Below are 18,456 nucleotides of genomic sequence, written 5' to 3' on the forward strand. Positions count from 1 at the left end.
GCCATCCAACAAAATCAGAAGACGAGGCCCTACCATGTACAAAGCTTATAGCAACCTGACACCAGCAACGAATAGCCACGCAGCAGCCCAGCACAACTGGCAAGCCGCGCCCGCCACGCCCATGATCAGCATCACGGGCGCACAACAGAACGAATTGCTGCGCGCCTTGTCGCGCGCCGATCTGGAGCGCCTGTTTTGCCAATTGGAATTGGTCGCTTTGCCTGCCGGCAAGCACCTGTTCGATTGCGGCGGCAAAATTGAATACACGTATTTCCCCACCAATGCCATCGTTTCCCTGCTGTACGTGATGGAAGACGGCGCCACAACCGAGATCGCCGTCGTCGGCCGCGAAGGTGTCGCTGGCGTGGTGCTGTATGAAGCGGAACGCGCCACCTGTACCGCCATTGTGCAGACGGCCGGCTACGGCTACCGCCTGAAAACGGCCTTCCTGCGCGAAGTGTTCAATGAGGGCGGCGCCCTGGCGCAATTGCTGATGCGCTACACCAGCGCCATGTTTGCGCAAATGGCACAGAACGTGGTGGGCGGCCGTCATTGCAGCATCGAACAAAAACTGTGCCGCTGGCTGCTGGACCGCCTCGACCGTTCCCTGTCGAACGAGCTGAAGGTGACGCAAGACACCATGGCCAACATGCTGGGCGTGCGCCGCGAAAGCATCACCGTCACGGCCCGCAAGCTGCAGGACGAAGGCTTGATCCAGTACCGCCGCGGCACGGTCGAAGTACTTGACCGCGAAGGCCTGGAAGCGGCCGCCGGTAATTGCTACAAGGCAGCGCGCGCCGGTTTCGAACAATTCCGCAGCGGCATCAGCGCACACAATTAAGTAACCAGCGGCAAGTCATCCGCGCAAGCACGCTTCGGCGTGCTTTTTTCATTCCGGGGTGTTGACTTCCCTTCCAAGCCACTTGATCGCCCGTCACTTCGAAGCGCACGACGCCACATGGGCAGCCACCTGCCCGCGCCTTTTCTCCATTGCCTCTCCTCGTTTGCACCGTTGCCTAAGCCGCCAGCCGGTACGCACCCGGTACAATATTGCAATACACCACAAACCGGCGCGACCAGCAGTACAGCGCGCAGGCACTATGAAAGAATCAATGGAAGATATCAATTGCGAAGGCTTGCCCCACATCCGCGTACTGGCAGGCGAAAACACGAGCGGTCCCGTGTATGAAACCCTGCCCGCGCGCAAGATCGACGAGCACGTCTACGAACTGCTGGCCTCGCCCGGCCTGACCCTGAACTTGGCACGCGGCGACATCGTCAGCATCGCCGACCCGCTCGCTCCCGCCGAAGTGCTTAAGCGCGGCGGCAACTTCTGCATCCAGATCTATGCCGACGACGTGTCGCAAGAGGCAGTGGACCAGCTCGAACGCGAGGTGCAAAGCCAGCTGGGCGGTACCATGGACGGCCAATACAAGGGCAACCTCACCTTCAGCGTGCCGGGACACCACGGCATCTATAACGTCAACGGTCCCTTCGACGCCTTCCGCGAAGCGACGGGCGTGGAGTGGTACTTCGCAAACATCTACGTCAACCTCGATGACGACGATGATGAAACCCTGCTCAACTGGTGGGTGGATATGTAAGACGGTTCGTGCGCCAGGCGGGGCCATGACACGTGTCAATGCTCCGTATTGCCCTGGCGCACATCAAGGTGCCTGTCCGCATCTTGCGTACGCTCTCTCTACCGTCAGTCACAGAGAGAAACGCCATGCCCTACATTGCGAGTGCCGGCTATACAAAGCAAAAAGAAATCGTGGGAAATGGCGAGTGCGTCACCCTGGTCAGGGACCTCACAGGCGCCCGTGCCTCATCGCTTTGGCGCGAAGGCGACAAAGTGACTGATCTGCTGGAAAAAAGTAGCATCGCGAAAGGGACGCTGATCGCCACCTTCGTCAATGGTCGCTATCAGAATCTGCGGCATGGCAACCATGCGGCGCTCTTCATTCGCCAAGTGCCTGGCGGTATTGAAATTTTCGACCAGTGGCGCAACCACAAACCCAGCGCCCGCATGATCCACTTTGGCCGTTCAGCGGCCGGAGCATCGAATCGCCCTGAGCTGTATTCGGTGCTCGCACTGCTGACATTGGCTATCGCGGCCACGACGATGCAACCAACTGCAGCAGCTCCTCTTTCTTGCCCGCAAGCAGCTCCATTGACCTGGAACCTGCCAGCCGCCAGGCTAGACAGTGTGCGCGTGCTCTCCTATCCGGCGAATCAGCCGCAGGTGGATGGCGAGGCCCTGCCCATCCTGGCCCCGATCAGGGAGTGGACACGAGCCGGCACCTTGTATCAACGCTGGAATATCAATTTCGATGCCCCCCACTATCTGTTTCAAGTGGACTGCCTGTATGCCGGTACCGCACGCTACCTGCGCATGGATTTACCGGCAGTCAAACAGTGCACCGCGGCCATTCAACAGCGAACAAAAATGGTCAGGTTTCAGTGTAAATAGTGCGCTCGGCGGAATTTCTCATGCATGCTCATGGGAAAAACGGAGTGCGTGTGACAAGTCTGACAGCGGTTGTAGCGGATCGCCCGCGCGGGGCACGGCCAACCGAACTCATCGCTACGTGCTACGATGCAAGACAAGTTCCTTTCAATGACACGCCATGAAATACAAGCTATTCCTGTTTGACCTCGACGATACCCTGCTCGACTTCCGGGCATCCGAAAAACGCTCGTTCCTGCACACCATGCACGAACTGGGCTTGCGCGACGGTATCGACGCGCTGTTTTCCCAATACCAGGCGATCAACGTCGACCTGTGGAGACGTTTCGAAACGGGTGACGTGACCAAGGATTTCCTGAAAGTGGAACGCTTCCGCAAGACATTTGCACTGAACGGTATCGCCATCGATCCGGAACTGGCCAGCCGTCTGTATCTGGACTCCCTGCCGGACACGGTCGTCCTCATCGATGGCGCCAAAGAAGTGTGCGAAACGCTGTCGCGTATCGACGAAGTGGGCATCATCACCAACGGCGTCGAGTCCATCCAGAACCGCCGCATCGCCGCCTCCGGCTTGAGCGACTACATTTCCTTCGTCGCCACCTCGGAAGCGTGCGGTCATGCCAAGCCGGACGTACGCTTCTTCGAATACGCCGCCAACATGGCGCGCGCATTCAACAAGGATACGACCATCATCATCGGCGATCGCCTGGACGCCGACATCCTCGGCGCCAACCGCTACGGCATCGACAGCTGCTGGTTCAACCCGGACAGCATGGCCAATATCTCGGCCGCCATCCCCACCTATGAAGTGGCCAGCCTGCATGACATCGTGCCGGCGCTGGGTGCGGTAACGGTCAACCTGAAACAGGCTTGATCTTCAACAAACACGGCAATTAATAACGCGGGTAGCGGCGCGAAAACACGCCGCTGCTCGCGTACCATCGGGGCTCGTCCATCCTGGTGCCAGCCCATGCCTTCCTTCAGAGTCCTGTTCGCCATCGCGGCATTGATCCTGTTCTTTGCCATGTTGGCCACGCGCCAGGCCGCCAAGTCGCGCAAGCCGCCGAGGCTGCAAAGAAAACCCGTTATGACGGCGCGCGAACAGCAGATGTACCACCTGCTGCAGACAGCCTTGCCGGAATGCACGGTGCTGGCGCAAGTGGCGTTTTCCGCGCTGGTAACGGCGAAGGAATGGGCAAACAGAAACCGTTTCGACCGCAAGGTGGCCGATTTTGTCCTGTGCAGCCAGCAACTGCACGTCATCGCCGTGATCGAACTCGACGACAGCAGCCACGCCGGCCGCGAACGCCAGGACAAGGAGCGCGATGCCATGCTCAGGCTGGCAGGTTATGTGACCTTGCGCTATGCCACCTTCCCAACACAACAGGCACTACGCGTCGATATCGAGCAATTGCTGCTGAAAAGCCGGCGTCGTATCTGCCTGATGACACCGTCCAGACATCAATCGCGCGTCAGCGCTTCCAGCAATTCAATCTCGAAGATCAAATTGGAGCCAGGTGGAATCAAGCCCACCTGACGTTCGCCATACGCCAGCGCCGCCGGCACCCACAGCTTGCGCTTGCCACCCACCTGCATGCCTTGCAAACCCAAAATCCAGCCTTGGATGACCTTGTTATTGCTCAACACACAGCGAAAAGGCTCGCCCCGCTTGTGCGACGAGTCAAACTCCGTGCCATCTTCGAGCCAGCCCCGGTAATGCGCAGTGATCAGCGCGCCACGCGCCGCCGCCTTGCCATCACCCGCCACGATATCGTCAATCTTCACTTCAGCCGTCATCTCGTTTCATCCTTCATCAATCGTCATGCCGCGATTGTACGGCGGCACGAAAAAAGCCCCGGCAGTCACCTGTCGGGGCTCGTTCTATTCTTGCTAAATTCTGGTGGGCCTCCCGTGAGTCGAACACGGCACCAACGGATTATGAGTCCGCTGCTCTAACCAAGCATGAGCTAGAGGCCCAAGGACTGCGGCGTGGCGGCGCTGTTGATGCCCGCCTCGCGCGGCCGTTTTGGAAACGGACACGCGAGGATAGGGGTATCAGGGGCGCACGTCAAGCCCTATTGGCTTCTAGTTGCCTTCCAAGAAGCTTTTCAGCTTGTCGGAGCGCGATGGGTGGCGCAGCTTGCGCAGCGCCTTGGCTTCGATCTGGCGGATGCGCTCGCGCGTCACGTCAAATTGCTTGCCCACTTCTTCCAGCGTGTGGTCGGTGGACATCTCGATGCCGAAACGCATGCGCAGCACTTTGGCTTCGCGTGGCGTCAGGGAATCGAGCACGTCCTTGACGACGCCCCGCATGGAGGCGTGCAAGGCTGCGTCGGCTGGCGCCAGGGTATTGTTGTCCTCGATGAAGTCGCCCAGGTGGGAATCGTCGTCGTCGCCGATCGGCGTTTCCATCGAGATCGGTTCCTTGGCGATTTTCATGATCTTGCGGATCTTGTCCTCGGGCATCTCCATCTTGATCGCCAAGGTGGCCGGATCGGGTTCCGCGCCTGTTTCCTGCAGGATCTGGCGGGAAATCCGGTTCATCTTGTTGATCGTCTCGATCATGTGCACGGGAATGCGGATCGTGCGCGCCTGGTCGGCGATCGAGCGCGTGATGGCCTGGCGGATCCACCAGGTCGCATAGGTCGAGAACTTGTAGCCGCGGCGGTACTCGAACTTGTCGACGGCCTTCATCAGGCCGATATTGCCTTCCTGGATCAGGTCGAGGAATTGCAGGCCGCGGTTCGTGTATTTCTTGGCGATCGAAATGACCAGGCGCAAGTTGGCCTCCGTCATTTCGCGCTTGGCCTTGCGCGCCTTCATTTCACCGGCCGCCATCTGGCGGTTGATGTTGCGCAAGTCTGGCAGCGGCAATACAACGCGCGCTTGCAGGTCGATCAGGCGCTGCTGCAGTTCCTTGACTGTCGGAATGTTGCGGCCCAGGATGGCGCTGTACGCGTGTCCTGCGTTGACTTCGCCATCGACCCAGTCGAGGTTGGTTTCATTGCCCGGGAAGACCTTGATGAAGTGGGCGCGCGGCATGCCGCAGCGGTTCACGGCCACGTCGAGGATCTGCTTCTCGATATGGCGCACTTCGTCGACCTGGCCACGCAGGGTGTCGCACAGCTTTTCCACGACCTTGGCCGTGAAACGGATGCCCAGCAATTCTTGCGAAATAGCTTCCTGCGCCTTGGCGTACGGTTTCGAGTTGTAGCCTTCTTTTTCGAAGGCGCGGCGCATCTTGTCAAACTGCTGCGAAATGATGGCGAATTTTTCCAGCGCCGTGCGTTTCAGGGTTTCCAGCTGTTCGGCCGAGAAGCCGGCGGCGCCCGAAGCGCTTGCTTCTTCTTCCTCTTCTTCTTCCTCTTCTTCCGCTTCGCCCTCTTCCTCGTCTTCTTCAACGGGCGCGGCCACGACAGGGGCGGCAGCGACCGGCTCGTTTTCATCGACGAGGCCGTCGACGATTTCGTCGATCTTGATCTCTTCGTTGGCGATGCGGTCGGCGGCGGCGATGATTTCGGCGATCGTCACGGGGCAGGCGGAAATGGCCTGGATCATGTCTTTCAAGCCATCTTCGATGCGCTTGGCAATCTCGATCTCGCCTTCGCGCGTCAGCAGTTCGACCGAGCCCATTTCGCGCATGTACATGCGCACGGGGTCGGTGGTGCGGCCAAAGTCGGAGTCGACGGTCGACAACGCGGCCTCGGCCGCTGCTTCCGCCTCGTCGTCGCTGGTGACGACGGCAACGTTATCGGACAATAACAACGTTTCCGCATCGGGCGCGTGCTCGTAGACGGCGATGCCCATGTCATTGAAGGTACCGATGATGCCTTCGATGGCTTCCGGATCGACGATGTTTTCAGGCAAGTGATCGTTGATTTCCGCGTAGGTCAGGAAACCGCGTTCCTTGCCGAACTTGATCAGGGTCTTGAGTTTCTGGCGCCGGCGCTCGAGTTCTTCCTCGCTCGCTTCCGTGTCGGACGAGAACGCGTCCTTCAGCAGCGCGCGCTCTTTCGCCTTGCGATCCTTGGCCTTGGCCTTGTCGACGGCCTTCAGTTCGGCCCGCTCGACGGCGTTCAGGGCGGCGACTTCATCATTTTCTGGCTGGAATTCTTTTGGCTTGCGGCCGCGGCGGCCTGGCACTTTTACCGACGGCAAGACATAACCGGACGTATCGATCGCGGCCAGGGTGGCGGCGTCGGTGGTCTGGCTGACCACGGGCGCGCTGGTGACGCGCGCTTCTGGCCGGTCGAGCGCCTTTTCGGCTTTCGTGGTAACTTTAGTGGGCTTTACAGCCGCTTTGGATTCGGGTTTCTTGATTGGCACAGGCGCTTTCGATTACACAACGACTTGCTTTACGGTGGATTAGGATAAAGTTTGCTGCCAGTTCCCTGTCTACCTGCGGGAACCACCATCTTCGAACCTGCCGACAACGCAAATTCGACACTGTTACGTTACTTACACCTCATCGGCCACGATCCGCGGGAAGCGCAGCAATTCCTGTCCACCGGCTGTTGCCAGCCGCCTCGGCAAAAATTCCTGCATCGACCGCGTTGGGAGCGAGAGCCTGGCGCGGCTTGCCAGCGTCTGCGAGCCTTGCCCGCAACGCCGAAAGCGCCCGTTGGCCCTGGCTGCCGACACGATCCACCGCGCCGATCAAGAGCCTAACTTACTGAAAACAAATACTATTTACGAAACAGAACTAGCTTGCCAAAGCACACAATACTTAGCATTTAATTATAGCACGCGAAAAATGTTTTTCCAGTGCGCGCCATACCCTCAGGGCAAGGTTAGCGATTCACCAACTCGGCATCGCGCTCGCGCTCCAGCGCCCCCTGCTCCTGCATGATTTCGCGGTAGCGTACACCAATTTTCTCGGATGGCAAACCCGAGGCAAACAATTGCTGCAATTCCGCCTTCAAGGCATTCAATTTGATCTCGCGGATGGTGCTTACCAGCCACGACAATTCGCTGTCGTAATCGGATTCCGTACCAGCCGCGATCTCGCCGATGATCTCGTCGTATTCGCTGCCCAGCTCCTTCAACTGCTGCGCCAGCGCGGCAAAACTGCCGTGCTCGCCCAACGCCTGCCCCACGGCCACCAGTTGCCCCAGGCTGTGCGCCGCATCGGGCCCCAGGTGCTGGAAGGCGACCAAGGCGGCCTCATCGATGCGCATCGTCAGCGGCGGATGCGCCACCAGCATGCGCATGATCTTCAATTCCAGCCCGACAGGCACGGGGCGGCCCGATTTCGGCGGCGCGCGGTGCGCCACGGCAACGGGCTTGGCCAGCTCGAACAGGGCTTCGATCTCGGCCGGCGTGGACTGCGTCAACTGGGCCAGGCCGCGCACGATCTGCAGGCGCAGGGACGACGGCGCCATCAGCTGCAGCAGCGGCTTGGCGTCGAACTGCACGCGGGCGCGCCCTTCCGGTTCCGACAGGTCATGCTCGCCCGACACTTCTTTCAACAAGAATTGCGACAGCGGCATGGCTTCATGCACCTGCTGTTCAAACCCCTCGGCGCCGAATTCGCGGATATAGCTGTCCGGATCGTGTTCCGACGGCAAGAACAGGAATTTGATGGTTTTATTGTCCGACACGTGGGCCAGGCTCGCTTCCAGGGCACGGCGGGCGGCGCGGCGGCCGGCCTTGTCGCCGTCGAAGCTGAAAATCACGTTATCGGTCTGGCGCAGCAGTTTTTGCACGTGGGTGGGCGTACACGCCGTGCCCAGGGTCGCCACTGCTTGTGGGAAACCCATTTGCGCCAGCGCCACCACGTCCATATAGCCCTCCGTCACCAGCACGTAGCCCGCGTCGCGGATGGCCTGGCGCGCCTCGAACAAGCCATATAGTTCGAATCCCTTGGAAAACAAGGGGGTTTCCGGCGAATTCAGGTATTTTGGTTCGCCATGGTCGAGCACGCGGCCGCCAAAGGCGATCACTTGTCCCTTGGTATTGCGGATCGGGAACATGATGCGTTCGCGGAAACGGTCATAGCGCTTGCGGTTGTTGCCCTCCTCATCGACCTTGTCGATCACGAGGCCGGCCTCGGCCAGCGCCACCACGTCGTATTCAGGGAAGACGGAGCGCAGATTGTCCCAGCCGCCAGGCGCAAAACCCATGCCGAAGCGAGCGGCCACTTCGCCCGTCAAGCCCCGGTTCTTCAGGTAAGCGATGGCTTCGGGCGCGTGACGCAATTGTCCGCGGTAATAATCGCAGGCCTGCGTCATGGCGTCGGACAGGGCCATGCTCTGCGCCTGGATCTGCGCCCGCTGGGCCGGCGGGATCTTGTCGTCCGCTTCCGGCACGACCATGCCCACGTTCTGCGCCAGATCCTTGACGGCATCGACAAAGCCCATGCCCGAGTACTCGATCAGGAAGCCGATCGAAGTGCCATGCGCGCCACAGCCGAAGCAGTGATAGAACTGCTTGGTGGGGCTGACGGTAAAGCTGGGCGATTTTTCACTGTGGAACGGGCACAAGCCCATGAAATTGGCGCCACCTTTTTTCAGTTGCACATAACGGCCCACGACATCGACGATATCGACGCGGTTGAGCAAATCGGAAATGAAGGATTGAGGTATCACTGGCTAGGGCGGGTCTTGTTATAGGTCAGACTATACTACCGCACGCGGCCTGAGGTTGAGCCAGGTCAACGTGTGGGCTGTTAACAGGCTGCCAGCGCGACGGCTGACAGCCCTTGCTACTATTGTTGCTTACGCTGCCGGCGTCAAGGCTTTCTTGACCAGGGCGGACACCACCGTCATGTCGGCGCGGCCAGCCAGCTTCGGCTTGACGATGGCCATGACCTTGCCCATGTCTTGCGGACCGGCGGCGCCCGAGGCGGCCACGGCGGCAGCCACTTCGGCCGCCACTTCTTCGTCCGACAGGCCGGCAGGCATATAGCCCGTCAGGTGCACCAGTTCGGCTTTTTCGATGTCGGCCAGGTCGGCGCGGCCACCGGCTTCGAACTGGGTGATCGAATCCTTGCGCTGCTTGATCATCTTTTCCACGATGGCCGTCACATGGGCATCCGTCAGTTCGATGCGTTCGTCGACTTCCTTGCGCTTGATTTCCGCCAGCAACAGGCGAATCGTGCCCAGCTTGCCCGCTTCCTTGGCGCGCATGGCGTTTTTCATGTCTTCGGTAATTTGTTCTTTCAAGCTCATGGCAATCCTCGTGTTGGTAAGTAGGGTTCGATGCTCGTGCAGGCACTCCAAGCAGGCGGCCACAAAAGCGAAAACCCGCTGCGGCGAACCGGAGCGGGTATGCGACTCATCTGAAGTATCACTCCAGGCGAATCAAAACAAAACCCGTGGCGAACAATGCGCCGAACTACCCGGGTTGGTTTTGACTGAACAGTCTTAGAATAATTTTTTCGGCAGTTGTTGGCTGCGGATGCGTTTGTAATGACGCTTGACAGCAGCTGCCAGCTTGCGCTTGCGCTCAGCTGTTGGCTTTTCGTAGAATTCGCGAGCGCGCAATTCGGTCAGCAGACCCGTTTTTTCGATGGTGCGTTTGAAGCGACGCATTGCGACTTCGAACGGCTCGTTTTCTTTAAGGCGAATAGTGGTCATGTAAAATTCAAACCGTTGAGGTGGTGTATAGGAAGAGATAGATAGTAGCAGCTTTTATTCGGAAAGGGAAGCCCCTCCCCCACTTGCGTGCGGCATGCAGCCTGCGGTCGCTGCCGGAATGTGGCGTAAACCACGCACCGGGGTGGCGCACCGGGCGCCAGAACCCCATCTTACAGAGTAGCTTACTGCAAGGCAATACCTGCCGCCACGCCGGAAGCCCAGGCCCACTGGAAGTTGTAGCCGCCCAGCCAGCCCGTCACATCGACGGATTCGCCGATGAAATACAGGCCCGGCACTTTATTGGCCATCATGGTCTGCTGCGACAGCTCGCGGGTGTCGATGCCGCCGCGCGTCACTTCCGCCTTGCGGTAGCCCTCGGAACCGTTCGGCACGATGGACCAGGCATTGATGGCCTGGCCCAGCTTGCGCAGCTGCGCGTCGGGCATGTCGGCGATGCGCGCGTCCGGCGCCAGGCCGTTGACGGCCAGCAGGCAGTCGGCCAGGCGTTGCGGCAGCCATTGCGCGACGATATTGCCCAGTTGCTTCTTCAGGGTGCCCTTGCCTTCGATCAAGGTCTGCGCCACGTCCACTTCCGGCAGCAGATTGATGACGATGGGTTCGCCCGGCAGCCAGTAGCTGGAAATCTGCAAAATCGCCGGACCCGACAGGCCGCGGTGCGTGAACAGCAAATCTTCGCGGAAACGCGCGCCCGTCGCCTTGCGTCCTTTCAGGCTCCCTGTTTCCACATCCACTTCCAGGGCGATACCGGACAATTCCGCGAACGGCGCCCAGCTGGCCGCATCGAACGTCAGCGGCACCAGGGCCGGACGCGGCTCGACCATCGTCAAGTCGAATTGCTTGGCGATGCGGTAGGCAAAATCCGTGGCGCCGATCTTCGGGATCGACAGGCCGCCCGTGGCGATGACGATGCTGGCTGTCTCGATGTCGCCGCTATCGGTCTGCAGCACGAAGCCGCCATCCGCTTGCTGGACAACATTGTCGATCTTGCACGGCATGCGCCAATGCACGCCGCCAGCGGCGCACTCGTCCTTGAGCATGTCGATGATCTGCTCGGCCGATTCATTGCAAAACAGCTGGCCCTTGTGCTTCTCGTGGTAGCCGATCCGGTATTTTTTCACGAGCGCGAGGAAATCCTGCGGCGTGTAGCGCGACAGTGCGCTCTTGCAGAAATGCGGGTTTTCCGAGAGGAAATTTTGCGGGGTGGCATTGATATTGGTGAAATTACACCGTCCACCACCCGAGATGCGGATCTTTTCGGCCAGCTTGGCCGCGTGATCGATCAACACCACGCGCTTGCCTTGCTGGGCGGCAACAGCCGCACACATCATGCCGGCCGCGCCCGCGCCGATCACTGCCACATCAAATTGTTTTGCCATAAGAATTCCGGTCACCGCTGATTACAAAGACGCCATTGTAAACTGCGGCGACGCGGCTAGCGCGGCCGTGCTGCAATCTGCCGCGATGTCGTCAAGCATTGCTCCACCTGCTCGGCGATCGACGGCGGCACGGGCATGTCACCGCGCAGCACGGCCGCGATCCAGGCCGCCGTCGTGGCTGCGTCGCGCTCGGCCGGCAAATGTGGCAACTCTTCCACGAGCAACTGCTTTTCCACCAGTACCGTACGCTCCACGCCATGGAACCAGTCGATCTGCTGCGCCTTGTTGGCGTTAGCCACCGTCTCGCCCTCCGTGCCGCGCATGAGGAAGGCGTCGCCGCGCGCGGGATCCGAGGCGGTGAGGAAATATTCACCGAGCATTTCCAGGTATTCCGGGTGCGTGTACGACACCAGGCGCAGGGCCGGGCCGGCGAACGGCTGCATGATTTTCACCAGGGTATGCGTGGAATTGCGCACACCCAGCACGCGCCGCAACGACAGCATCCAGGCCAGGCGCGGCGCCAGGGCCTCGATGGGCAGGAAGGCGGCTTCGCCGCGCGCCATGGCGGCCTCGGCTTGCGCATGGTCCGTGGAAGCGGGCACGCCCAGCGCGGCCAGCACTTCGGCCGTCGTGATGCGGCCCGGGTCGCTGGTCACGCCATGCACGAGCACGGGTGCGCCCGCGCGCGCCAGCAGCAGCGCCAGCAAGGCCGTCAGGTTGGCCATCTTGCGCGCGCCGTTGTAGCTGGGAATGATGATCGGGGCAAATTCACCGGCCGGCGCGGCCAGCGGGGCAAATGAGGCTTCGGCAGCATCAAGGAAGCCGGCGATCTCGTCCACGGACTCGCCCTTGATGCGCATCGATAACAAAATCCCGCCCAGCTCCAGGTCCGACACGCGGCCCTCGAGCATGGCGCGATACAGGGCGTGGGCATCGTCACGCGTCATGCTGCGCGCGCCGTTCTTGCCGCGTCCTATTTCCTTGATGAAACGTGCTGCGGGGAATGGCTCACCGGCCACATCGGTATGGGGTATGGAAACAGTCGTCATGGCACCAGCTTACACGGATTTTTCCCCTTGCAGACGGGCTGGAAGACGCCATAGGCGAGTATGCAACAGTCTTCCAGGTTCTTTTTTGATTGAATCCGCATCGCGGCTGCATCCAAACGCGCCACCGCTGCGTATAAGACTGCACAGGGGGACTCATCATGGAACACGCGATCAAACGGGAAACGGCCTTCGTCGGCATCGAAACGAGCAAGCTGCTGCTGAAAGCCGTGCTGCTCTCGGGCAACGAAGTGCTGTGCAAGGTGCTGGAAAACGACGTGGCCGGCTACCGCTGGCTGCGCAGCTGGCTGCAAAGGAACGACGTGCCCGTCATGGGCTTGCGCGTCTGCATGCGCCTCGATATGCCGTACAGCGAGACGCCGGCGCGCATGCTGGCCGACATGGGCATGGTGGTTTGCGATGCCCAGCCCGCGCATCTGGCAGACTATCTGCGCGGCCAGAGCTTGCCCGATGACGCGGCGCACAGCGCCGTGGTGCTGGCCAACTACTGTGCGCACAGGCGCCCCGCGCGCTGGACGCCGCCCTCGCCCGCCTACGTGGAACTGCGGCTATGGCTGCGCCGCCTGCATGCCATCGAAGGCGTGCGCCAGCAGGAATCGGCGCGCCTGAATGCGCATCTGCAGGCCGGCCAGCATGCGCTGCACGCCCTGCTGCGCCAGCAGATCGCCTGCCTGGACGCACAGATACGCCAGCACGAAAGCGCCATCCTCGCGCATGTGAAGCGCCATCCCGGCCTGCCCCGGCCGCCCGAGCTGGCCGGCAACTACCAGCGCATCGCCCGCTACAACGTTGGCGCCAGCCTGGCCGGCGGCCATTGAACGCACGGGGGCCGGCAGCGTGCCGGCCCTGCCATAAAAACAACTGAACCATTGCCGTTTTGGCCCCATCCCCGCCGCCAGGCCGCATTTCCGCTACACTATTGCCTCTTAAAGAACGCAATCGCGAAAGCCGAGCCAGAATCATGAATACGCCAGACATCGAAAATATCAACGTCACCTCTTTCGCGCCCATGCCGACACCGGCCGAACTGCACGCCAAGCTGCCCCTGTCGGAAAGCGCCTTCGACACCGTCAGCCGCGGCCGCGAAGCGCTGCGCAACATCATCGACCGCAAGGACCAGCGCCTGTTCGTCGTCGTCGGGCCATGCTCGATCCACGACCCCGTTGCCGGCCTCGATTACGCACGCCGCCTGAAAGCGCTGCAAGAGGAAGTCAAGGACACGATGCTGCTGGTGATGCGCGTGTATTTCGAAAAACCGCGTACCACCACGGGCTGGAAGGGATACATCAACGACCCGTACATGGACGATTCGTTCAAGGTCAACGAAGGCATGGAAAAGGCGCGCCAGTTCCTGCTCGACGTGTGCGAACTGGGCCTGCCCACCGCCACCGAAGCGCTGGACCCGATCTCGCCGCAATACCTGGGCGACCTGATCGCCTGGACGGCCATCGGCGCGCGCACGACGGAATCGCAGACGCACCGCGAAATGTCGTCGGGCCTGTCGACCCCGGTCGGCTTCAAGAACGGCACCGATGGCGACATCAGCATCGCCGTCAACGCGATCCTGTCGTCGGCGCACCCGCACTCCTTCCTGGGCATCAATGGCGAAGGCAATGTCGCCATCGTGCGCACGCGCGGCAACGCGTATGGCCACGTCGTGCTGCGCGGCGGCGACGGCCGTCCGAACTACGATTCCGTGTCGATCGCCATCGCCGAACAGGCGCTGGCCAAGGCCAAGCTGCCGGCCAACCTGGTGGTCGACTGCTCGCATGCGAACAGCTATAAAAAGCCGGAACTGCAACCGCTGGTGATGGCCGACGTGGTCAACCAGATCCGCCAGGGCAACCGCTCGCTGGTGGGCGTGATGATCGAATCGAACATCGTTGGCGGCAACCAGAAGATCCCGCAAGACCTGTCGCAACTGACCTACGGCTGCTCCGTCACCGACGGCTGCATCGACTGGGACACGACAGCGACCATGCTGCGCGATGCGCATGCGCATTTGGTCAATCGCCCAAAATAATGCCGGCGATGTTGTCGGATTACGGCGCTTTGCGCCTAATCCGACCTACGAATTGAACCGCGTAAGCCGACACCACCACGCGGCATATCACGCCATCTGCACATGCGGCAGCACGGCAAACGATCCCGCCAGCGCCTGTTCCGCCTTGCTGGCCGGGATATTGAGTTCATTGACGTCCAGGTAAATGCGTCCGTCCAGGATGCGCACGGCGTACAGGCGCGCCATGCCCTGCACGGGCGCCACCAGACGGCCCGAATCGAGCTCGATGATCCAGCTGTTCTTCGGCCCCATCAGGTTTTTCTCCATCAGCACCCCATGCGACAGCGGGCCGCCCAGGCAGGGCACCGTGTCAAGGAGCGCGTACACCGTATCGTCAGCCGCGCGAAACAGCGCCACACCCGGTAAATCCTGCCACGCCAGGCCCCGCTGCACCATGCGCGCACCCGCCAGCGGCATGTCCTTCAGGCGGCAAATCATTTTCCATTGTTCCGACATCGCTAGCTCCCTCGAGAAAGGTACACGCTTGCATAAGCAAAAGCGGTGCCAGTGCCGTCACAGACGCAAAGCGGCCAGAATCCCGGGCAAAACCGGTCCGCGCCGCACTGCGCAAGTGCACACTGCCGCCGAAATGGTGCGCCGGCCGCACGGTGGAGTGCCCGGCTTTCCTTTACAATGGCGGATTACTCCTCCCTATTTAGCACCTTCATGATTGTTCTTGGCGTCGAATCCTCCTGTGACGAAACCGGCCTGGCCTTGTACGACACGCAACGCGGCCTGCTGTCGCACGCCCTCTATTCGCAAGTCGCCATGCACGAGCAATATGGCGGCGTGGTACCGGAACTGGCGTCGCGCGACCATATCCGCCGCGCCATTCCGCTGCTCGAAGAAACCCTGGCCAAGGCCGGCATCACCCTGCCCGAGATCGACGCCATCGCCTACACGCAGGGTCCTGGCCTGGCCGGCGCGCTGCTGGTCGGTTCCTCCGTCGCCTGCAGCCTGGGCCTGGCCATCAACAAGCCGGTGCTGGGCATCCACCACCTGGAAGGCCATCTGCTGTCGCCCTTGCTGGCGTCGGAACCGCCGGAGTTCCCCTTCATCGCCCTGCTGGTCTCGGGCGGCCACACGCAGCTGATGCGCGTCGACGGCGTGGGCCAGTACACGATGCTGGGCGAAACGCTCGACGATGCGGCCGGCGAGGCGTTCGACAAGTCGGCCAAGCTGCTGGGCCTCGGCTATCCGGGCGGCCCCGCCATTTCGCGCCTGGCCGAATTCGGCGACCCGCTGGCATATAAACTGCCACGCCCCATGCTGCACTCGAAGGATTTCAACTTCAGTTTCTCGGGCCTGAAGACGGCCGTGCTGACGGTGGTGAAAAACCATGAAGAAAAAGTCATCGCGAACATCTGCGAACAGGACAAGGCGAATATCGCGCGCGGCTTTGTCGACGCCATCGTCGACGTGCTGACGGCCAAATGCGTGTCGGCCCTCAAGCACACGGGCTTGAAACGCCTGGTGATCGCCGGCGGCGTGGGCGCCAATGCGCAATTGCGCGCCTCGCTCAACGCGGCCGCCGCCAAGAAGCGCTTCAAGGTGTATTACCCGGAGCTGGAATTCTGTACCGACAACGGCGCCATGATCGCCTTTGCCGGCGCCATGCGCCTGCAGATCAATCCCGACGCCGCCAAGCACGATTACTCGTTCAACGTGCGCCCGCGCTGGCCGCTGGACGAGATCCGCGAAGTCTAATCACTTCAGCAGGAAGTTGCGCGCGCCCGCCAGGGCCGCGCCCTCTTCCACTGTTTCATCCTTCAATTCCACGCCCGACAACTGCCGGCTGAACGCCTGCGACAGCAAATAGTGCAGCCGGTACGCCGCCTGCGCATACGCCAGCCCCTCCGGGCGCACGTTCGAAATGCAGTTGCGGCGCTCGTCCAGCAGCCCCACCTTGGGCGCCCACGTCAGGTACAGGCCCAGGCTGTCCGGGGAACTCAAGCCCGGGCGCTCGCCGATCAGCACCAGCACTGCCTTCGCTTGCAGCATTTGCCCCACCTCGTCGCCGATGGCCACCCGTCCTTGCGCCACGATGTGCAGCGGCGACAGCGTCCACGCCTCCAGCGCCAGCCGTTCGCGCAGGGCGGCCAGGAACGGCGCCGCATGGCGCTGCACGGCCAGCGCCGACAGGCCGTCGGCCGCCACCAGCGCCAGATCCACACCCTGCGCCGAGGCCGTCAGCCGCGCCCGTGAAGCGTCGTCGAGCCGGCGTCCCAGGTCTGGCCGCTGCAGATAGTCGGCGCGCGTGGCGGCCGCGCTGTGCAGCTGCACGCAGTCTTGCCCTTGCGCGGCCAAGTCGCGCGCGAGGACCTCGCCATCGAGCGCCAGGTGCACGGCGTCGCGCGCCTGCGCGTGGGCCAGCTGGAACGCCAGCTGCGCCTTGGTCGGCACGCTCACGCCACGGCGTCCCAACGCGATGCGGGCGGCAGTATGCGCGCGCAGCGCCTGCCAAGGATAGTTTTCATCCATGCGTTCTCCCTAGTCGTCCAGGCGCAGCAGGGCCGCCTGGAAGGCCGGCGCCAGCGCTTCGCTCAAGCGGTCCTGCCCATCCGTGATCCGCATGCGCGCCAGCCAGGCCGCGAATTCCGGCGCAGGGCGCAAGCCCAGCACCCGGCGCGCATACAGGGCGTCGTGGAACGAGGTGCTCTGGTAGCCGAGCATGATGTCGTCCGCGCCCGGCACGCCCATGATGAAATTGCAGCCGGCCACGCCCAGCATGGTCAGCAAGGCGTCCATGTCGTCCTGGTCCGCTTCCGCATGGTTGGTGTAGCACACGTCGCAGCCCATGGGCAGCCCAAGCAGCTTGGCGCAGAAATGGTCTTCCAGCCCCGCGCGCATGATCTGCTTGCCGTCGTACAGATACTCAGGGCCGATGAAGCCGACGACGGAATTGACCAGCAGCGGCTGATACGCGCGCGCCACCGCATACGCGCGCGCTTCGCACGTCTGCTGGTCCATGCCGTGGTGGGCGCCCGCCGACAGGGCGCTGCCCTGCCCCGTTTCGAAATACATGACGTTGTTGCCCACCGTGCCGCGCCCCAGCGACAGGGCCGCCGCCTGCCCCTCGGCCAGCAGAGACAAATCGATGCCGAAGCTGCGGTTGGCTGCCTGCGTGCCCGCCACCGACTGGAACACGAGATCGACGGGCGCGCCGCGGCGGATCGCCTCGATGGTATTGGTGATGTGGGTGAGCACGCACGACTGCGTGGGAATCTGGTATTGATCGATGACGGCGTCGAGCAGGTGCAGCAGCGACACCACCTGCGCCACATTGTCGGTGGCGGGATTGATGCCGATCACGGCGTCGCCGCTGCCCAGCAGCAGGCCATCGAGTATGGAGGCGGCAATGCCTGTAGCGTCGTCCGTCGGGTGATTCGGCTGCAGCCGCGTGGACATGCAGCTTTCCAGGCCCAGGGTATTGCGAAAGGCCGTGACGACCCGGCACTTGCGCGCCACCAGTACCAGGTCCTGCAGGCGCATGATTTTCGAGACGGCGGCCGCCATTTCCGGCGTGATGCCGGCGGCCACTTGCGACAGCGTTTGCGTATCCGTCGCGTCATCCAGCAGCCAGTCGCGAAAGTCGCCCACGCACAGGTGCGCGATCGGCGCAAAGGCGGACCGGTCATGGCCATCCATGATCAGGCGCGTGACTTCGTCGTCTTCGTACGGCACCAGCGCCTCGCTGAGGAAGAGCGGCAGCGGCACGTCCGCCAGCGCCAGCTGCGCCGCCACCCGTTCCCGCGCGCTGGCTGCCGCCACGCCGGCCAGCACGTCGCCCGAACGCAGCGGCGTGGCCTTGGCCAGCAGCCCTTTCAGGCTGGCGAACGCATAGGTATGACTGTCTATCGTATGGCTGAAGCGGGGCATGGTT

Annotated in this window: 18 protein-coding genes and 1 tRNA gene; 8 read left to right on the plus strand and 11 right to left on the minus strand. The window is 61.9% G+C overall.

The window, feature by feature from the left end; all coding sequences use genetic code 11:
• Window positions 1-121: 121 nt before the first annotated feature.
• The 5 genes from VM94_RS26705 to VM94_RS26725 all read left to right on the plus strand — a co-directional run bounded on the left by VM94_RS26705 (window position 122) and on the right by VM94_RS26725 (window position 4,007).
• Window positions 122-841 (plus strand): Crp/Fnr family transcriptional regulator, encoded by a 720-nt coding sequence (locus VM94_RS26705; protein WP_034747863.1) that lies wholly within the window; start codon window positions 122-124, stop codon window positions 839-841.
• Between the two features lie 271 nt (window positions 842-1,112).
• The gene (locus VM94_RS26710; RefSeq protein WP_046686136.1) at window positions 1,113-1,604 is read left to right on the plus strand and encodes a DUF4265 domain-containing protein; all 492 of its coding nucleotides are present in this window, start codon (window positions 1,113-1,115) and stop codon (window positions 1,602-1,604) included.
• 125 nt (window positions 1,605-1,729) lie between these two features.
• Window positions 1,730-2,473 (plus strand): BPSL0067 family protein, encoded by a 744-nt coding sequence (locus tag VM94_RS28410; protein WP_138828995.1) that lies wholly within the window; start codon window positions 1,730-1,732, stop codon window positions 2,471-2,473.
• 157 nt (window positions 2,474-2,630) lie between these two features.
• On the plus strand, window positions 2,631-3,344 hold the full coding sequence (locus tag VM94_RS26720; RefSeq protein WP_046686137.1) for a YjjG family noncanonical pyrimidine nucleotidase: 714 nt from the start codon (window positions 2,631-2,633) through the stop codon (window positions 3,342-3,344).
• A gap of 96 nt (window positions 3,345-3,440) precedes the next feature.
• Complete coding sequence (locus tag VM94_RS26725) at window positions 3,441-4,007, plus strand: DUF2726 domain-containing protein (protein ID WP_052755955.1); 567 nt, start codon at window positions 3,441-3,443, stop codon at window positions 4,005-4,007.
• Here VM94_RS26725 and VM94_RS26730 read toward each other — a convergent pair.
• From VM94_RS26730 to ybiB, 8 genes are all read right to left on the minus strand, one after another.
• Window positions 3,932-4,267: an FKBP-type peptidyl-prolyl cis-trans isomerase gene (locus VM94_RS26730; protein WP_046686138.1), complete on the minus strand. Its 336-nt coding sequence runs from the start codon at window positions 4,265-4,267 to the stop codon at window positions 3,932-3,934. The two genes, VM94_RS26725 and VM94_RS26730, sit on opposite strands and share 76 nt — an antisense overlap.
• 101 nt (window positions 4,268-4,368) lie before the next feature.
• Window positions 4,369-4,447, minus strand: a tRNA-Ile gene (locus VM94_RS26735).
• A gap of 108 nt (window positions 4,448-4,555) precedes the next feature.
• Window positions 4,556-6,796, minus strand: coding sequence for an RNA polymerase sigma factor RpoD (rpoD, locus tag VM94_RS26740; protein WP_046686139.1), 2,241 nt, complete (start codon window positions 6,794-6,796; stop codon window positions 4,556-4,558).
• Window positions 6,797-7,260: 464 nt separating this feature from the next.
• Window positions 7,261-9,057 carry a DNA primase gene (gene dnaG / locus VM94_RS26745; RefSeq protein ID WP_046686140.1) on the minus strand — a complete coding sequence of 599 codons (1,797 nt, stop codon included), beginning with the start codon at window positions 9,055-9,057 and terminating at the stop codon, window positions 7,261-7,263.
• 129 nt (window positions 9,058-9,186) lie between these two features.
• Complete coding sequence (locus VM94_RS26750) at window positions 9,187-9,639, minus strand: GatB/YqeY domain-containing protein (protein ID WP_034746974.1); 453 nt, start codon at window positions 9,637-9,639, stop codon at window positions 9,187-9,189.
• Between the two features lie 195 nt (window positions 9,640-9,834).
• Window positions 9,835-10,047 carry a 30S ribosomal protein S21 gene (gene rpsU, locus VM94_RS26755; protein WP_008451879.1) on the minus strand — a complete coding sequence of 71 codons (213 nt, stop codon included), beginning with the start codon at window positions 10,045-10,047 and terminating at the stop codon, window positions 9,835-9,837.
• Between the two features lie 182 nt (window positions 10,048-10,229).
• Complete coding sequence (locus VM94_RS26760; protein WP_046686141.1) at window positions 10,230-11,444, minus strand: NAD(P)/FAD-dependent oxidoreductase; 1,215 nt, start codon at window positions 11,442-11,444, stop codon at window positions 10,230-10,232.
• Between the two features lie 56 nt (window positions 11,445-11,500).
• On the minus strand, window positions 11,501-12,493 hold the full coding sequence (ybiB, locus tag VM94_RS26765; protein ID WP_046686142.1) for a DNA-binding protein YbiB: 993 nt from the start codon (window positions 12,491-12,493) through the stop codon (window positions 11,501-11,503).
• A gap of 158 nt (window positions 12,494-12,651) precedes the next feature.
• Between ybiB and VM94_RS26770 the strand changes: the two genes are divergently transcribed.
• Window positions 12,652-13,329, plus strand: a complete 678-nt coding sequence (locus VM94_RS26770; protein ID WP_046686143.1) for a hypothetical protein — start codon at window positions 12,652-12,654, stop codon at window positions 13,327-13,329.
• A gap of 143 nt (window positions 13,330-13,472) precedes the next feature.
• Complete coding sequence (locus VM94_RS26775) at window positions 13,473-14,534, plus strand: 3-deoxy-7-phosphoheptulonate synthase (protein ID WP_046686144.1); 1,062 nt, start codon at window positions 13,473-13,475, stop codon at window positions 14,532-14,534.
• Between the two features lie 87 nt (window positions 14,535-14,621).
• Here the strand turns inward: VM94_RS26775 and VM94_RS26780 are convergent, their stop codons facing one another.
• Window positions 14,622-15,029: a nitrite reductase (NAD(P)H) small subunit gene (locus tag VM94_RS26780; RefSeq protein WP_046686145.1), complete on the minus strand. Its 408-nt coding sequence runs from the start codon at window positions 15,027-15,029 to the stop codon at window positions 14,622-14,624.
• Window positions 15,030-15,239: 210 nt separating this feature from the next.
• On the opposite strand from VM94_RS26780, the gene tsaD reads away from it, so the two are divergent.
• On the plus strand, window positions 15,240-16,280 hold the full coding sequence (gene tsaD, locus VM94_RS26785) for a tRNA (adenosine(37)-N6)-threonylcarbamoyltransferase complex transferase subunit TsaD (protein ID WP_034779881.1): 1,041 nt from the start codon (window positions 15,240-15,242) through the stop codon (window positions 16,278-16,280).
• Here tsaD and eutC read toward each other — a convergent pair whose 3' ends face one another.
• Window positions 16,281-17,054 (minus strand): ethanolamine ammonia-lyase subunit EutC, encoded by a 774-nt coding sequence (gene eutC, locus VM94_RS26790; protein ID WP_046686146.1) that lies wholly within the window; start codon window positions 17,052-17,054, stop codon window positions 16,281-16,283.
• 9 nt (window positions 17,055-17,063) lie between these two features.
• Window positions 17,064-18,452, minus strand: a complete 1,389-nt coding sequence (locus VM94_RS26795) for an ethanolamine ammonia-lyase subunit EutB (RefSeq protein ID WP_046686147.1) — start codon at window positions 18,450-18,452, stop codon at window positions 17,064-17,066.
• Window positions 18,453-18,456: the final 4 nt, after the last annotated feature.

Origin of the sequence: Janthinobacterium sp. KBS0711, assembly GCF_000988085.1 — a bacterium.
Taxonomy (GTDB): Bacteria; Pseudomonadota; Gammaproteobacteria; order Burkholderiales; family Burkholderiaceae_D; genus Janthinobacterium; species Janthinobacterium lividum_E.

Coding starts and splice junctions, on each gene's coding strand:
- VM94_RS26705 (WP_034747863.1), top strand. CDS start 122: ATGATCAGCATCACGGGCGCACAACAGAACGAATTGCTGCGCGCCTTG.
- VM94_RS26710 (WP_046686136.1), top strand. CDS start 1,113: ATGGAAGATATCAATTGCGAAGGCTTGCCCCACATCCGCGTACTGGCA.
- VM94_RS28410 (WP_138828995.1), top strand. CDS start 1,730: ATGCCCTACATTGCGAGTGCCGGCTATACAAAGCAAAAAGAAATCGTG.
- VM94_RS26720 (WP_046686137.1), top strand. CDS start 2,631: ATGAAATACAAGCTATTCCTGTTTGACCTCGACGATACCCTGCTCGAC.
- VM94_RS26725 (WP_052755955.1), top strand. CDS start 3,441: ATGCCTTCCTTCAGAGTCCTGTTCGCCATCGCGGCATTGATCCTGTTC.
- VM94_RS26730 (WP_046686138.1), bottom strand. CDS start 4,267: ATGACGGCTGAAGTGAAGATTGACGATATCGTGGCGGGTGATGGCAAG.
- VM94_RS26750 (WP_034746974.1), bottom strand. CDS start 9,639: ATGAGCTTGAAAGAACAAATTACCGAAGACATGAAAAACGCCATGCGC.
- rpsU (WP_008451879.1), bottom strand. CDS start 10,047: ATGACCACTATTCGCCTTAAAGAAAACGAGCCGTTCGAAGTCGCAATG.
- VM94_RS26760 (WP_046686141.1), bottom strand. CDS start 11,444: ATGGCAAAACAATTTGATGTGGCAGTGATCGGCGCGGGCGCGGCCGGC.
- ybiB (WP_046686142.1), bottom strand. CDS start 12,493: ATGACGACTGTTTCCATACCCCATACCGATGTGGCCGGTGAGCCATTC.
- VM94_RS26770 (WP_046686143.1), top strand. CDS start 12,652: ATGGAACACGCGATCAAACGGGAAACGGCCTTCGTCGGCATCGAAACG.
- VM94_RS26775 (WP_046686144.1), top strand. CDS start 13,473: ATGAATACGCCAGACATCGAAAATATCAACGTCACCTCTTTCGCGCCC.
- VM94_RS26780 (WP_046686145.1), bottom strand. CDS start 15,029: ATGTCGGAACAATGGAAAATGATTTGCCGCCTGAAGGACATGCCGCTG.
- tsaD (WP_034779881.1), top strand. CDS start 15,240: ATGATTGTTCTTGGCGTCGAATCCTCCTGTGACGAAACCGGCCTGGCC.
- eutC (WP_046686146.1), bottom strand. CDS start 17,054: ATGGATGAAAACTATCCTTGGCAGGCGCTGCGCGCGCATACTGCCGCC.
- VM94_RS26795 (WP_046686147.1), bottom strand. CDS start 18,452: ATGCCCCGCTTCAGCCATACGATAGACAGTCATACCTATGCGTTCGCC.